10 protein-coding genes are annotated in these 16,916 nt (G+C 41.4%); 1 reads left to right on the forward strand and 9 read right to left on the reverse strand.

The annotated features are described in order from the left end of the window. Position 1: 1 nt before the first annotated feature. The 5 genes from ptcA to I588_RS27495 all read right to left on the reverse strand — a co-directional run bounded on the left by ptcA (position 2) and on the right by I588_RS27495 (position 5,823). A complete protein-coding gene (ptcA, locus tag I588_RS03640) occupies positions 2 to 1,009 on the reverse strand; it encodes a putrescine carbamoyltransferase (RefSeq protein WP_010757591.1) in 1,008 nt (335 codons plus the stop codon). Between the two features lie 11 nt (positions 1,010 to 1,020). Continuing rightward, positions 1,021 to 2,115: an agmatine deiminase gene (aguA, locus tag I588_RS03645; protein ID WP_010757592.1), complete on the reverse strand. Its 1,095-nt coding sequence runs from the start codon at positions 2,113 to 2,115 to the stop codon at positions 1,021 to 1,023. Positions 2,116 to 2,142: 27 nt separating this feature from the next. Beyond that, positions 2,143 to 3,516 carry an APC family permease gene (locus I588_RS03650; protein WP_010757593.1) on the reverse strand — a complete coding sequence of 458 codons (1,374 nt, stop codon included), beginning with the start codon at positions 3,514 to 3,516 and terminating at the stop codon, positions 2,143 to 2,145. Positions 3,517 to 3,795: 279 nt separating this feature from the next. Continuing rightward, positions 3,796 to 3,930: a hypothetical protein gene (locus I588_RS28015; protein WP_010757594.1), complete on the reverse strand. Its 135-nt coding sequence runs from the start codon at positions 3,928 to 3,930 to the stop codon at positions 3,796 to 3,798. A 372-nt stretch (positions 3,931 to 4,302) separates the two neighbouring features. Beyond that, the gene (locus I588_RS27495; RefSeq protein ID WP_010757595.1) at positions 4,303 to 5,823 is read right to left on the reverse strand and encodes an FIVAR domain-containing protein; all 1,521 of its coding nucleotides are present in this window, start codon (positions 5,821 to 5,823) and stop codon (positions 4,303 to 4,305) included. Between the two features lie 363 nt (positions 5,824 to 6,186). Here I588_RS27495 and I588_RS03660 point away from each other — a divergent pair, with 363 nt between their 5' ends. Next, on the forward strand, positions 6,187 to 6,783 hold the full coding sequence (locus I588_RS03660; protein WP_010757596.1) for a hypothetical protein: 597 nt from the start codon (positions 6,187 to 6,189) through the stop codon (positions 6,781 to 6,783). 59 nt (positions 6,784 to 6,842) lie between these two features. Here the strand turns inward: I588_RS03660 and I588_RS03665 are convergent, their stop codons facing one another. The 4 genes from I588_RS03665 to I588_RS03680 form a co-directional block, all read right to left on the reverse strand. Further along, complete coding sequence (locus I588_RS03665; protein WP_010757597.1) at positions 6,843 to 8,300, reverse strand: NAD-dependent succinate-semialdehyde dehydrogenase; 1,458 nt, start codon at positions 8,298 to 8,300, stop codon at positions 6,843 to 6,845. A gap of 221 nt (positions 8,301 to 8,521) precedes the next feature. Beyond that, on the reverse strand, positions 8,522 to 10,105 hold the full coding sequence (locus I588_RS03670; RefSeq protein WP_010757598.1) for a C39 family peptidase: 1,584 nt from the start codon (positions 10,103 to 10,105) through the stop codon (positions 8,522 to 8,524). Positions 10,106 to 10,796: 691 nt separating this feature from the next. After that, on the reverse strand, positions 10,797 to 15,617 hold the full coding sequence (locus tag I588_RS03675; protein WP_010757599.1) for an MSCRAMM family protein: 4,821 nt from the start codon (positions 15,615 to 15,617) through the stop codon (positions 10,797 to 10,799). A 319-nt stretch (positions 15,618 to 15,936) separates the two neighbouring features. Then, positions 15,937 to 16,899 (reverse strand): siderophore ABC transporter substrate-binding protein, encoded by a 963-nt coding sequence (locus I588_RS03680; protein WP_010757600.1) that lies wholly within the window; start codon positions 16,897 to 16,899, stop codon positions 15,937 to 15,939. Positions 16,900 to 16,916 lie beyond the last annotated feature (17 nt).

Here is a 16,916-nt window from a genome sequence, read left to right on the forward strand (position 1 = left end):
CCTATTCTAAGGTTTCCAAAAAGCTGTCCAGCTTTTCTTTAGCCGCCAGCTGTTCGTATTCGCTGCCGTCTTTTTGGTATTTGGTTAAGTAAACTAACAAACCTCGCATCGCGGTTAAGCGATTTTCTGCTTCATCAAAGGCCAAAGAAATTGCCGAATCCAATACTTCATCAGTAACTTCCTCGCCCCGGGTCGCCGGTAAACAATGTAAAAATTTCACCCCAAGGCTGCATTGCTCTAGTAATTCACGATTTACCTGATACTTCGGCATGAAAATCCGATGGCGTTCCTCCGGTGACAGCTCACTTTCGTAAAGTCCATACCACACGTCAGTGTAAACAAAATCAGTCCCTGGCAGCGCTTGTGCCGGATCATCGGTAACTAGCCAGCTGCCGCCATTTTCCTGCACATTTTTTTCTAAAATGGCTTGGTGTTCCTGATTTAATTGATAGCCCTCTGGACCATAATGAACAAAGTGCATACCCAGCTTGGTGGTGATAAAGCCTAGTGAAGCACATACCTGTGTCGCATCACCCACAAAGGTCACCTTGCAATCCTCCAACCGTTTTCCCTCTGGTAAATTCTCCACAATGGTACATAAATCACCAATTTCCTGTGTTGGATGGTTGTAGTCGCTCATGGCATTAATAACTGGAACCGTGGATGCCTTTGCTAAATCGACCACTGATTGATGTTCAATTACTCGAGCCATCACTACATCAACTAAACGAGAAATCACTTTTCCAGTGTCCTCAATCGTCTCGTGCCCACCTAATTGAATCATGCCTGGTCCCAAATATTGAGCATGTCCACCTAATTGTTCCATGGCTGTTTCGAAGGAAACCCGAGTGCGGGTAGAGCTTTGCTGGAAAATCATGCCTAAGGTTTTACGCCGCATCAAGGGTGGATAATAACCTTTTTTCACACAATCCTTGATTAACAGGGACAGGTTGATGATGTCCATTAATTCCTTTTTTGAAAAATCCTGTGTATCGATAAAATGCTTCATGTTAGCTCCTCCTATCCTTTTGGCTGCTGCTGAGTGATGCAGTGAATATTACCGCCGCCGTAAACGATTTCTCTCGTTTGGACCCCCACCACTTCACGATCCGGGAACATTTTCTGAATTTGTTCCAGTGCCAGTTCATCGTTTGGATCCCCATATTGAGGAGCAATAACAGCACCATTAGTGATTAAAAAATTCATATAGGAAGTGATGCAGATGTCATCCGCGTGCCGTGGAATGCTGCCAGCAACTGAATCTACCTCATACTCTGAGCCATAAGTTACGGGATTAACCGTGGTGCACAGCTTGTGAACCTTCAGCTTGCGACCCTTGGCATCAGTTTGATTACTTAAAAATTGATAGGTTTCCTGAGACACCTGATAGAAAGGATGATCCTCTTCTTCGGTATAAATACAGGCCACTTCTCCCGGACGTACAAAGCAGGCCACATCATCAATATGTCCATTGGTCTCATCAGGATCAATGCCGTCCTTCACCCATAACACTTTTTCAACATTTAAGTATTCCTCCAGCATGTGCTCGATTTCTTCCCGGCTTAAATGAGGATTCCGTCCCTCTGACAACAAACACATTTCGGTAACCATCACTGTGCCTTCACCATCTACATGAATTGAACCGCCCTCCAGTACAAATTCCGGCGTGTGATAGGTATCCACGTATTCGATTTCGCACACCTTTTGCGCCACTTTTTGGTCATAATGCCAAGGAAAATACAAGCCATCCACTAAACCACCCCAGGCATTGAAGTCCCAGTCAACTGCCCGAACATCCCCTTGATCATTTACCACAAAGGTCGGTCCACAGTCCCGCATCCACGCATCGTCAGTCGTCATCTCTACCACCCGAATAGCTTCTGACAAGCTGTTGCGGCAATGCTCAAATTGATTGGCTGACACACACATCGTCACCGGCACAAACTTCACAATGGCTTCAGCCACTGAAACGAAGGCTTTTTGTGCATCCTTCCCGCCATTTTTCCAGTTATCCGGCCGCTCCGGCCAAATCATCCAGATTTGTTTGTGGGGCTCAAATTCTCCCGGCATCCGGAAGCCGTCCTTTTTAGGGGTTGTTGAAAGTCTTTTTGCCATGTAAAACACTCCTTAAAATAAATTTTTTTAAGCATCCAAAATTTCATTTTTCGCTGATTTCATTGCCTGATGAATCAACCATTCACCACAACCAATGGAAAGCAGCAGGCCAATGACTAAGCTAATCACGTACAACATGGGGTTTTCACCTTCCGGGGGCAGCAGAAAAGAGAAGCTGCTGAAGATTAGAAAGAACCCATGCACACCTGCGACTAAATAAGCAAAGGCTTGACCAAAAGGTACTTTGAAAGGCCGATGAATCTCCGGATCCATTCGCCGCAGCTTTAAGAACGTAAAACTCATAACAATATAAGGTAAAAAGAAAATAATGGAAGTAAATGCTAATAAGGTCCAAAATAAGTTCTCGCTGGTACTAGCGGTAATCCCGTAAAAAATCAATAAAGCCGTCGAAACAATTCCTAACAAAATTGCCGATCCCACTGGGGCATACGACTGATTGGTTTTCGCAAAGAAACTTGGCAGCTCTCCACTTTCCCCTGCCTCCAACGCAACCTTGTTTCCACCTAGAGCCCAGCCAAAGACATAGCCCAAAAAGCCGACAAAGGTTACCATGCCAATCAGATTTACCAGCCATTTACTGCCAAACATGGCTACCACTGTGTCAAACAAGCCCGAGGTTTCGCTAATGGCAGAAATTGGCAACACTACCAAAATCGCTGTAGCAGCTAAAATATAGAAGAGAATCGTAAAAAAGCCGCTGAGAAACACTGTTTTCGGAACATTCTTGCTGGGATCGGCCATCTCTCCGGCAGAACAGCTGATCAGATCAAAACCAGTAACACTGTAGACATAGACCGGAATCAATGCTACAAAGCTCAAATTAAAGCTTGGTAAAAAGGAATCGCTAGCAAAGGAATGATTAACCCCTTGAGTGAAGGTGTAATACAAGCCGCCAACTAGCAGAACTAGCGTTACCGCAATTTTGCTGATGGAGCTGATAATTGGCAGCCACTTAGCCTTCTGCAAATCAATGCAGTTGAAGAAAACCACAAACCAGACACACAAGATACAAATTCCGACAATCCCCCATACCGAAAGCTCCGGTAAAAACATCTCCTTGATAATCGAAACCATTACCACCGCTGTTGCGGGAATAAAGCCGGCAACATTCAGCCAATACCACCAGGTGGTGCGAGCGGCCCATTTGTCACCGTAGGCCCGTTTCACCCAGACGTAGATACCGCCTTGATCAGGATAAGTAGAACCCAGCTCAGCACAAATCAACCCGTGAGATAAAAAATACGTCAGGCCAATAAATAAAAAATTGAAAATAAGTGACGGTCCAAGTTTAGCCTGTGAAGAAATCAGCTCTAGCGAAAACACGGAGGAGAAGGCCAAAGCTAAAATATCAAAGAAACCCAACTTCTTTTTTGCTTCCATCAAATCACCTCTTTCGTCTGTAAACGCTTACTGTTTTTCTTACTTTTACTTTAGCATTGGTAAAAGTCATCGTCTATTGCCTGAAGAAGGATTGTATCAGCGGAACAACTTTTGAAGTTTGTTACTTATCCAGGAACGTTGTAGTAACAAATTATAATGCTATTAAAAAGGTATCCACATCAAAACATTAGTTATTTTAAATATCTCTTTTAAGACTGTTCCTCACTAAAAAAAGAGATGCAGGAAGTCCTGCATCTCGATGATTGTATGGAAATTTTTTTATTCTTCTTCCTTTGAAATAAATGCTAACACTAGAAATGAACAGCCCAAGACTAGATAAATACGATTACTGACTATTCCAATTGCAAAAAAAGCAATTGCTATACAAAACCAAGTAACATCAATCTCTTTCATTCACACCAACTCCTTTTTACAGCCTACCAAACTTTTAGGCTAAAGAAAATAAATGATCAAATAAATTAATGAAAATAGCTTCACATTATTGTTTTAATAAAGAAGAATAGTGGTAATACGTAGCCAACTTGTTATTATGGTTATTGGTCTTTCGAATAAGCACCTCTCAACTTAATCGCTTAATGTTTTTAACCCCTTCATTGAAATTAAGCTGCTTACATTAACCAGTTCTATTGTCTCGAAGGAAATCAAAGTATTTAAAAAACCGACCCAGCTTGATCGTATTAAAACAATCGAGCTGGGAGTCGGTTATAAACTGCTACTTAAAGTAAACGCTTATTATCTGCTGACATCACTCAAAAATCATTATTTTTAAGGTAATTTTTTGCTTAAGGCTGCTTCAAGAGCCGCTAAACAATCATCCACTTGTTGTTGTGATTTATTATTATCTTTGAGAATACCATCTGCATCTGCCATTGCTTTGTGATAAGCTAAATACTCGTCATAAAGATTAAAGTCTGCAGTGCCTAATCCTTGAGACGAATCATATAACGTTTGCAACGCTGTCTTATCCGGTTTTATGACCAGATTATTTAACGCATTTTGCAGATTATCCAATGCTGGTTGTGTTGTTTCTTCTATTGGACGTTCACTATCAAGAATATCCTTCGCAACATTTAAACAATTATTCAGTTCATTCCAAGAAGCTGGAGTATAATCGTTTTGATCCTTTGTCATTCCTTCATCGTATAAAGCTTGCAGCTGATCTAACATAGCTTGTGATGCATCTGCCTTCGCTGAAGCAATCATTCCTTGCAGCTTATTCAAAGCATCGTCCACTTCAGTTTGAGAGCTGTTTAAATCATTTATTCTAGTATATGCACCAGCATACGCATCATGGAATAACAAATAAGTTGCATAATCAGCGTAATGCTGTGGTCCTATGCCTTTCGCACTTAAATATAGATCTTCCAGCGCTTGGAAGTTCGCTCGTCCGACTAATTCTTTGATCCTCTCATTCAAATCTTTTAGACGATCATTTACCTCTTTCTGAGTTGCATCTTCTCGTGCTGCAGTATCCTTTGCTGCATCTCTTGAGGCAATCAATTTGTCCCACGAGTTTGGTGTATAATCGTTAGCATTTAAACCATCCACTGTTTTTAAAGCACTTGTTAATTTGTCTTTATTTACTTTGACATAGTTAAAGACAATTTCCTTACTGGAAGTGATATTTTTAATTTCTTGTGTATTATTTCCTGTCAGCTCATAGCCAGGGAAATTCTCAGCTTTGGCTACATAATTAAATCCTTCTTTTACTCTGGTGGTAGATTCTTTCAACACCTTTGTCCCGCTCTTGTGAACAACTTTGATATTAAAATAGTCATTGGATCCATGATGAGCATAGAATGCGATTTTTTCATCTCTCCAGCCCACTTGAATCAAATGCTTTTGCTCATTGAAGTTAATAGTAAAGTTATGAGCGCCCGCCTTAGCATTTGGGTTATACGCTCTATAAACAGGAATTCCAATTGGTTTCTCTTTGCTGCTAAGATCAACTGACTTAAACGCTTCTCCCTCTTTTCGCCAACCTACTCTTTCCAAATGATTGTATTCATTTACATCCATCGTATAGTGGTGATCCCCAGCATTTGGATTATACAAGCGATAAACCGGTATTCCGTTTCCTGGTGTTTCCCACGCTATCCCTTCGTCGTGCCATCCAACATTTACTAAAAAGTCTTTTTCATTTGAGTCCTTCGTGTAGAAATGCTCACCGCTGTTAGGATTGTATACCCGAAATAGTGTCTGAGAAGCTGCCTGTGCCTCATTTGAATTAAAAAATAGTGCCAACCCGGAAAAAAAGAGAATACTTAGCAACAATTTTTTTCTCATAAAAAACCCCCCATTTTTGTAAGCGTTTACAATTCAATCATATAAGCTATTACCAGCATTGTCAAGACATAATCAAACACTTTTTATGGTTTCCAAAAGTTTAATTGATAGTTAAAAAAATGGTTCTTGTACAATCCAGTTTAGTACAAGTGTATAAAATTTATTGCTTTATTTCCTTTGTCAGGTACTTCAGTGACTCAGCAAACATTCATTTAATTTTCGCATGTCTAATTTTAGTTTGAATTTTTCTATTCAGGCGAAGTAACTCAAGCAAAGAAATTTTTCAAAAAATATATTTACAAAGATTTCTTTTATGTTACAATAAGATTACAAAAAATTACTGAGAAAACAAGGAGTAGACTAATGAAAAAACTGGGAAAAGTAGGACTTATCATTGCATTGATTTTTGTATTGGCTGGGTGCCAGCAAAAGCAGGACAAAGAAACCAAAAAAGCGGAGCCAAAGGTAACTCAAACAAAGAAAAAAGCCAAAAAAACTACCACTACGTCAACTTCTGAAAAACAGCAAACCGGTGAGTCAACACTTGCACAACAAGCACCTGTCAAAGTTGAACCTGCCGCAAATCCAGAAGCAGGAGGCAACCAAGCAAATAATTCGAATCAAACTGGAAACAATGCCAATCCTGCAAACACACCACAGGGACAGACATCCGAGCCTGCCCAACCAGCGCAGCCGGAGGAGATTAAGAATCCTGGTGTTTATTCTCGTGAAGAGTGCATTCATATTGCACGAATGACGATCAGCATGAGTGGCGTCGATGAAACTCAATTCACTGAGGATCAATTATATAATTATTACGATCAATGCGCTCAATTGGGGGCAGACTACAGCTACCTATTAGGATTAGTTGCCCAAGATATCGGTGGCGATAAACAAGCCATGATTGAACAGTACCATCTCGTACATGGTCTAAATCCAGACGGTTCGACACCAGAATAGATCTCTTTGTATAAAAAAGCTTCCTTACCCACACATTCGGGATAAGGAAGCTTAATTCATTATTTCGCTGTTCGAATCGTTACAAATTTTACTACTACGTATTCTTCAACACCGTAAGTTCCATTCTCACGACCGAAGCCTGAGTGTTTGATTCCGCCGAACGGAGTGGCTGAATTAGAAATTTCTGTATCATTGACGCCTACCATACCATATTCCAATTTATTGCTGACATTATCGATGGTATGAATATTGGTAGCGAAGAAATAAGAAGCTAGTCCAAATTCGCTGTCATTGGCATCCTCAATTACCTGCTCTTCATCATCAAACTCGATTAAAGGAATCACTGGCCCAAAGGTTTCTTTATAAAAGATATCCATGTCTTTGGTTACGCCATCAAGAACGGTGGGTTCAAAGAAGAAGCCGTTCGCATATTCGCCTTCGTTCATTTCACTGCCGCCAACTAGAACCTTTGCCCCTTTGGCAGTCGCATCTTCCATCTGTTCTACAACCTTTTCGACGCCTTCTTGGTTAATCAATGGTCCAGTAGTTGGATCATCCAAGCCATTGCCAACGGTCACTGCTTTCACTTTTTCGACAATCATTTCGGTTGCTTTGTCTTTGATGTCTTTGTGAAGAAAGATTCTGTTGGGCGAGGTACATACTTGCCCATTGTTGCCAAACTTGGTTTCAACTAACGTTTCAACCGCTAATTCTAAATCCGCATCCGGGAAAATAATAAATGGCGCATGTCCGCCTAATTCCATTGATACCTTTTTCAAGGTCGGTGCTGCCTGCTCATTTAAGGTTTTACCTACTTCAGTTGAGCCGGTAAAGGTGATTTTTTTCACCGTATCTGATTCGGAAAGAATTTCACCAATCGTAGCTGCATCCCCCAGCAAAATGTTCACTACGCCTTCAGGAAAGCCTGCCTTATCAAAGAGCTCCATTAAGGCTAAAGCTGAAAGTGGTGTATCTTCTGCCGGTTTAAGTACAACCGTACAACCAGCTGCGATCGCTGGAGAAATTTTCCGTACAATCATATTGGAAGGAAAATTCCATGGGGTGATTGCACCGACTACTCCAACTGGCTGCTTGCGTACTTGCCATTGGTTGGTTGCTGGCGAAGGAATGATCTCGCCCATTACTCGCTGACCCTCCGCTGCATTCCAGCGCAAGTTCTCAACGTTGGTTTGAATTTCTCCTTTGGCTTGCGAAAGCGGTTTGCCTTGTTCCATCGTCATAATCGTTGCTAAACGTTCTGCATCCTCTTCCACTAAATCCGCCATTTTATTCATTAATTCAGCTCGTTCTGACGGTGCCATAGCTGACCATGTAGGTAATGCAGCAGCCGCTGCTTCAATTGCTGTATTCGTTTCTTTTTCTCCGCCTTGATGAACCTCAATTAATGTTTCACCAGTTGCCGGATTAATAACAGGCCGTTTGTCTTCTGAGCCTTCGATCCATTTGCCATTAATATAGAGACGAGTTTCGACTTGTGGTAAATCTTTTTTTGCCATATGTCTAGTTTCCTCCTTATTATTTGGTGCTTGGTACGTTAACCACCGTAACATGGAAAAAAAGAATGCACAAAAATAGTGCCTGTTATTGAATCAAAGCTTATTTTGTCTTAATAACTTCAAAAATAGCAGTTTTTTGCCTAATTCTAATTCACTGTCCACATAAAAAACCAACCAAACGAATATGCTTTTCGTTTGATTGGTTTGATTTTACTTAGCTTTTAGTTGATACCGATTGCTCTTCCATCCCATTCGCGATTGAAATCTGCCACTGAAACCCAGGCAACTGCTCCCCGATCATACGCCATATTTCCTCCGCCAGTTCCTGCACCGGCATTGGCACTATAATACAACGGATCATGAATCAAGAATTTGTTGTCTTTATAACCGACGACAACCTTGCAGTGGTTTCTAGCGGTGTCGTTTGGCTTTTGATAAGAAGAATAGCCATAATAAAGGACAGGATTACCACCCATGATTCGGTCCACAATTGCTTGTGTATTTGTTCCAGTAATGTTAGATACATTTTTATACCAGCGTTTAGCATAATTAGTCAGTGATCCTGGTGTGATAACCCAGCCAAATCCAGCACCTGTGTAAACATTGCCCTGCTGTCCGCCTTTATCACCAGGATACATTGGCAGATTGTCTTGAACATATTTCAGATCAACATTGGCTCCTTTATAACGTAGAAGCATCGTCATTGCTGCACCAGCACAACCCCAAGGGGACATAACTGGAACGTATTGACTCACATAAGGAACAGATAACACGCGTTCCACTGGTGCAATTGGCTGTGCACCACCTAGCGTATGCCAAGAAATCCCTTCATAACGCCAGCCGGCACGAGTTAGAAAGTCTCGTTCGTTGGCATCCATTGTATAGTGGTGAGCGCCTGCGCCTCGAGTGTTTGGATTGTATACTCGATACATGGGCATCCCAGACCAAGGTGTGTACCAAGCAATTCCTTCGTAACGCCAGCCAACTGCTTTCAGATGATCGCGTTCGGCTCCGTTTAAAGTAAAGAAATGTTCGCCGGAATTCGGATTATAAATCCGGAATAATTCTCTTCCCGTTCCAAGAACACGCATACTGATGCCTTCGTAACGCCAGCCTAATCTTACTAAGAAGTCCTTTTCATTGCCATTCATGGTATGCAGATGTTCACCAGAGTTCGGATTGTACACTCGGTAAATTGGAATCGTTGCTTCTGCTTTAGGAGTCGCCTTTGGTGCTGCCGCAGCTTTAGGAGCGGCTTTTACCGCAGGTGTCTCTGCCGGTTTCGTACTATTGGGTGTTGCTTGGACAGTTGTTTTATCCGTACTGTTCTGACTTTCAGTCGGTTTAGTCGTTGTTTCTTTATTAGTTTCCTCAGCCGGTGCTTCTACTTTTTCTTCCGAAGTATCTGGAACTGTTTCCGTCGATCCATCAGTCGATTGATCGACCGTTTCTTCCGGCTTTTCTTCAGGCTGAGTAGCCTCTTGCTCATTTTTTGGTGTTTCTTCAGTTGTTTCATCGGTAGCTGGTGTTTCTATTGATGGTTGATCAACTGCAGGTGTCTCTGGCAGGACTGCTTCCTTGGAGTCCTCTGTAACTGTTTCACCAGCGTCCTCCTGCGAGTCAATTCCCTCTACTGTCTCAGCAGGCGGTGTTTCTACGATTGTTTCCACTACTGCTGTTTCTGCCGCGTGGACTGTTTGTTCCTGAACTGCTAAACCACCAACCCCTAGCAGCCCCAGAAATACAATCGGTGCGACTAACCAAGTTTTCCCCTTTTTGTACATCTTGAACCGTTTCTTTTCCATAATGCCCTCCTTATTTTAATAAAAATAAATACCATAGACCCATTATACAATATAATTTCGGTTTTTATTTATAAAAAAAGAGATAATCAATAGATACCCTTACAAACAACCTCTATTTCAAGTAAAGCAACTATTGACATTTCACCAATTATCTTAGCTTTTCAATATTTCTCGTAAATCCTACATAAGTAACCAAGAAATAGGCAAAGTAAATGACTAAAAAAACCAGCAGGGCCAGACCATAAAATCTAACGGGCGTTCCCTGAACACCTGTATAATATACAAAGCGTTCCCCTGCGAACATTCCAATGAAGCTATTTAAATCAGCAACGGGCACAAGTAGTAAATACTCAACTGCTTCAACACAACTTTTGTTTAATCCTAACTAGCGCAACATGTCGTGAAGCTTTTTATCTTTGGTAAATTCTCTTAAAAAAGGATTATGTGATCTGTTTCTTCTATTATATAAGCTTTCTCCAGATGCCCTTATTCGGAGCAAATATAAAAGGGCCTGTTCAACCAGCTCGTTCTTAAATGAATTTCCGAATTACGTCCCATTTCATTTGATTGTGAGCTGTTAATCGCTTCTTCATAATTAACAACTTCACTTCATCCCTCAAATAAATTCTTAATAATTCCTCCATTGCCAGCCCAAAAAACCACCCAGCAAATTTACTGAGTGGTTTCAAGATTAGTGACGCTGTTTTCTTACATAAACTACGCCAACGATAACAATTAACAGTACACCGACAATAAGTAGTATCGGTGTATTCTTGCTCCCTGTTTTAGGAAGGTAGGTGCGGTTCAAGCGTTGAGTGCTTTGGGTAATTTGCTTGCCGCCTGACGTGGTTGGAAGGGTTGTTGTTGCTTCTTCCTTAGTATTTTTCTTTGTTAACGTCAGTGATTCTTTTTTGTCTTTCACTTCGAAGGCTATGGGCGTATTGTCTAATACGTAGCCTGCTGGAGCTTGTGTTTCCACTAGCTGATATTTTCCAGGTGCTAAGTCTTCCAGCGTAAAGGTTCCAGCTTCGTTAGTCGTCAAATCCTTTTGCAGTGTTTTTCCTTTATCATCCTGCAGCTCAAAGCCGGCTTTGGCTAAGCGTTCGGAGGTTTGGCTATCTATCTTGTTCAAAACAACCGTATTAGGCAACAGCTTGTTGGTTTTCTTAACTTGAACTGCAGCGTCTCCTTTAATCGTAAAGGTCACTGGCTTAGCGTCTAGTTTGTAGCCATCTGGTGCTTTAGTTTCGATTAACTGATAGTCTCCATCTGATAAGCCTTTGACGGCTAGACGTCCGTTGTCATCGGTTGTCATTTTGTCAGCAATGGTTTTTCCCCTCGCTGACTTCAAAGTAAACTCGGCTCCCGGTAAAGCTGCTCCCGTCGCTTCGTCTACTTTCTCCAAAAGAACACTGCCAGTTATCCGTTTATTCGTCTTCACCAGTTCAACTAGTTTTGCTTCGGTGTCCACGGTAAATTTGACTGGTGTCTGGTCGGCTTCATAGCCAGTTGGTGCTTGGGTTTCGACTAGCTGATAATCCCCAGCCGTAAGATTTTCAAGCGCTAATTTCCCTGATTGATCGGTGACTAAATCCGACTTCAGCAGTTTGCCTTGCCCATCCTGTAGTTCAAAAACCGCCCCTGATAGAGCTTCACCAGTTTTGGCGTCCGTTTTAGTTAACAGAACCGATCCAAGTTTAGCTGGTTCCAGCTTATTGATCTTCTGAACTTCAGCAGCTTTTGATTGAGCTTTAGTAATCGTAAACTCAACCGGCGTTGCATCAAGTTCATATCCCGTTGGTGCTTGGGTTTCCACTAATTGGTAGTCTCCCGGCGCCAAATCCTTAATGGTTAATTTGCCGTTCCCGTCGGTAGCCAGATTCGCTTGCAGCGCAGTCCCGTCACTGGATTCCAGCTGGAAGATTGCACCCTTCAGCGTTTGATCCTGTTGCTCGTTCGTCTTGGTTAGAACAACGGCTCCCGTAGATAGCGTATTCGTTTTCTTCAAATTAACTACTTGACCTTGTCGTTCAGTAATCGTAAATTCAACCGGCATTGCATCCAGCTGATATCCTTCTGGTGCTTGGGTTTCCACCAGCTGATAATCACCCTTGGCTAAATCACTGATTACAAAGCGACCGTCAATATCCGTTGTGTATTCATTGTCGTCGACTGCTGTGCCATCGGCGGTCTGCAGCTGGAACACAGCGTTTTTCAGTGGTTCATTGGTTAATTTATCGGTTTTAACTAACTCAACACTATTCGGAATCGTTTTAGCATTCGTTACCTTAATAGCTTCCATATTCTCCGTTAAGTTAATCAATTTGCCAGTTGCGTACTCGGCATTAATTTCATACCCGTTTGGTGCTTTGCTTTCCTTCAGCAGATAATCTCCTAACGGCAACCCAGTGAAAGTAACTTCTCCATCCACATTGCTGTCGGCCTTTAAGCCAGTTTCGCTGCCATCGGCGGTCAAAATTTCAAAGGTAGCACCTTCTAATACCTTGGATTCATCCTCCTGATTTACCTTTATAACTGTTAAATCAGCGGTTTTTACTACCCCAGAGCCGCTGCCGCTGGTGAAGCTTAGATTTACACTAGTGTTGGCCTGACGATAATAAATATTCAGTCCACCATAGCTTGCGGAGTCAATCTGAGATTGATTTTTTACCAAGCCTGGGAATTCGCTAATCGTTTTGTAAGTAACTTTGATATTATTTTCAGCTTTGTAATCAGAGAACGTCAGCTTAAAGGAATTTCCTTCAAAGGTTAAACGGTAATGATCGGTACTAATTTTTTCACCTGTTGAAGCATCTGTTACGACAAAAGAAGTCGGATCATAGGCTGCATTGGTGGTTCCTGGCGTTAATGTATCGGAAATCACTGGATTTTCTACTGGCATATAAGAAGAAATATTTCTCGTCTGCAGTGTCCAGTTAGCGACATTCTCCTTGGCTGGGTCTTTAGCTGCTGATTTTTGTAAAGCATAGTCGTAATTGCTGGCATAGACAGTGTACTGATAAACCGCTGGTGTTTGCGAATCATACGTCACTTCGGCTTTATTATCTAAACGCTGATAAATGTACCAATCCCGTTTTATTCGAGTTTTGTATTTTACGTACACCCGTTTTTCGCCAAGCTTGGCGAACTCTAAGTTGACTTGATTGTTCTCGGTGTCAATTTTGGTTGGGTAAGCATCATCGCCCTCTGGTACTAAGTTGTAGTCATACCGCAAATAGTTTTGAATGTTGGTTAGCATGGCTTCACTGGTCACTTCCTCAAAACGCAAGGAGCCTGGTACCAGCTCTGTGCCAGCTGGCAAAGTATCTGCCATCTTGGTCATGTTAAACTTGGTTCCCTTCGAGTTCAACAATACTAGCCAGTCCTGATACAAATATTGATCATCTGTAGTAGAAGACCGACCTATTTTAGCCCCTCCAGTATAATATGGATCGGTGAAGACTCCTTTAGCTTGATATTCAATCACACCTGGAGTGTCTCCATAATTTAACGTGGCTTTATTTTTAATTTCCGTACGCTGGTCGGAGGTTTCCAATTTAGTCTTAATCGTAATAACTAACGTATCCTCTAGTTGCTGATAGTCTCCCATGAAATCAATCCGAATTCCGCCGTTAAAGCTGTCTGGTGCCCCATTCACATTCGGTTGTACACCAGCTGGAGAACCATTCTTATCAAATTCCGTCAGCTTGTAATCCACGTTTTCGGTCAAAGGAACAAATTCTGTGTCAGAAACTTTTTTCTTTACCGTCAAACCGGTATATGATTTAACTGCCCCGATAAAGTAATCGTGAACTACTGGATTTTTCATACGATATTTTTCAGCATTAATTGTGATTGTCCATTCCATCGTACGATTGAACACATCGACTGTGCCAGATTCCTTTGACAATAAATTAGGAATCAGACTGACCTGTGCTTCTTTGTTAACTGTTCCATTAGAAATTTTGTTTTTAATTACTCGTTCTGTCGGATCGATAATCTTAGTCGAATATCTGACAATATATGCCTGAGTCGTATTCCCTTTTGGTTGAAGCGTTAACGACCCATCCGTCTTAGAAACGACAGATAGCTCACTCGTGCCGTCTCCCTGAGAATTCACTTCGTAGTTATTGCCATTGATATAAGTAAAGCCTACCTTTTCAGCGGATATAGAGCCTGCAACCAATTCCACTCCTTGATCAGCTAAGTTAGTCGTTAATTGAGAGGCCGTAGTTAACGGTTGCTCATTGAAATTGTACTTAATTTCCCAATCAATATTGCCGGTATCCTTGTTGATCGTTCCTTTTGCCTCCAAAGGCTGCAGCGTAACAAAGTTCTTGCTGGTAGAAGAAGAACTGATACTGTTCGTATCCTCATAGGTATATCCATAGGCATATAAGTAGTTATACTCGGCGCCAGCGATGGATTCGTCCACGTAAGTTTTACCATCTACCCCAGTAACAATTGATTCGACAAAAACGGCCTTCTTATTCAGGGGCTTAGTCAGTTGAATTTCCGCAGTAACTTGATTGGTACCTGCATTTTTTAGCACTACCGTATAGTCGCTGTCTGCTGTCAGCAAGGTTTTTTCGCCAACTAAAACACCGTTGAAATCAACATCGCTGCTGTAAACCTTAATGGAATCAAAGGACAGTTTACTACTATAGTTATATGCTTCCACTCGGAACATCCGGTTCTCTTTGTTGGTCCGATCCAAGTTAAATGCGGAATTGATTTGAACAGATTTAGGATTCAGCGTATCCATCGTCACTGCCGTAGTATTTTTCCCATTATCCACACTTGAAGTCATTTCCAAAGTGAAAATAGTTTGAGTAGGTGACGTATTAAACACGACCTTTTGCGTCTCTTCGTCAATATTATTGACCTTCTCTAGAGAAGTAGTCAAGGTCAATTCGTATTCCTCCGCTGCAACATTATCCTCTAAAAAAGTAATGGTTAATTCTTTGGTAGCCGCATTGATTTTCCAGTTGGCTGATGTCATAGGACTGAAATCACCGGATAAATCCTTGGCGATGGCAATTTGCGAAGGTAATTGCGTCGTAAAGGTATCCCCTGCTTGATAATTTTTATTTGCAAATGAAAACTTCAGATTTAATTTAATCCCTGACATGTTCGGCAATGTATCTGATGACTTGACCTCCGAACCATCAATTTTGTAAAGCTTCACTGAAGTAAAAATATTATCCGCAATGGCCGTCCGGGCTGTTTTTGCGGCGACAGGCGGCTCCTCTTTCGTTACGGGCTTCGAAGATTCACTCGTGCTTGTGCTGCTTTCTTTAGTTTCGCTGCTGCTTGCTGCCTTGCTTTCCTGACTGCTGACAGCCGTAGAGGCAGCTGTAGCTTCTGTCGGTTTCGACACTTCAGAAACCTGCGAATCCTTTGTTCCAGACTCGTCTGTTCCTTGCGCATATGTGAACGTTGGAACAATGACTTGTAAAATTAACAATACTATTAAACTAATAGTGACAAACTTTTTTTCACTTCCCCACACCTTTCTAACTCTCCAATATATATAATATTTAACAATAAAATAACTTTAAAATCAGAAGTTAATACATTTTATTACCGATTTCTAATCCGATGACTATTTTTTTATCCTAGTAAAATAAAATTAAATTCAGCTTCGCCGTATAATACAAGTTATCTTCGAGGATCGGATGTTTATTTCAGCTTTATTTTATGAATTACTCGCCCGAAAATAAGTTATTTCCACACGCTAAAAAAGCCCTTCAGCAAATCACTCTGAACAGCTTACAAATTCATATAAAAAGGCCAAAACAGCTGTTTTGGCCTCTTGAACTTTCTTCCTTTTATTCTAATGCTTTGTTTACATCCTCCAGCATCATTTTAGTTGATTCCAGACCGCCACCGCTTAAGTACCAAACATCAGATTGTAAAGTGATTACTTTGTTTTCTTTACCAGCAGTTGTTTGTGCAACTAATTCATTGTCAGCGACGTTATTCCCAGTATCATCTCCACCAATCGCTTTGGTCCGGTCTACCACAAACAAAACATCAGGATTTTTATCTAGGACATATTCATAAGAAACACTTTGACCATGAGTAGACGCTTCAATCGTATCATCTGCTTCCGCGAAGCCAAAGGTATCGTAAATAATGCCAAAACGGGAGTCTTTACCATAAGCGGAAAGTTGTCCTTCATTCACTAAGACTGTTAAAGCTTTGTCTTTGCTTTCTTCAGCTTTAGTCTTAGTTTTCTTGATACTTGTTTCCAAACCAGTTAATTGTTTTTTAGCTTCAGATTCTTTGTCGAAGATTTGTCCTAGGGTCTCCACATTATGCTTAATAGAGTTCCAAGTATCCGTAGTATCTACTGCCAAGTACATGGTTGGAGCGATTTCCTTTAATTGATCTTGGAAATCACTTTGACGACCGGAAATGATGATTAAATCCGGCTGCATTTGATTGATCTTTTCCAAATCCGGCTCCTTAATACCGCCAGCCGAATCAACCTCTTTATAATCAGACAAGTAAGCAGGAAGATTATCTGTTGCTGCACCTACGACACTGTCGCCAGCACCTAGGGCATCAATAGTATCTAGTGAACCATTATCAAACACCACGACTTTTTTAGGATTTTTAGGGACAGTTACTTTTCCGTTGCTGTCAGTAACCTCCAAGGTCTCCGCTTTAGCTGCGCTGCTTTGAGCAGTTCCGCCACTTGAATCCGTCGTTCCATCATTGGATGCCCCGCATCCTGCCAAACCGAACCCTAACAACAAAATTGACAAACTAACCATATATTTTTTCATTATTTATTTCCTCCAAT

The sequence above is a fragment of the Enterococcus pallens ATCC BAA-351 genome (assembly GCF_000407485.1).
Taxonomy (GTDB): domain Bacteria; phylum Bacillota; class Bacilli; order Lactobacillales; family Enterococcaceae; genus Enterococcus_A; species Enterococcus_A pallens.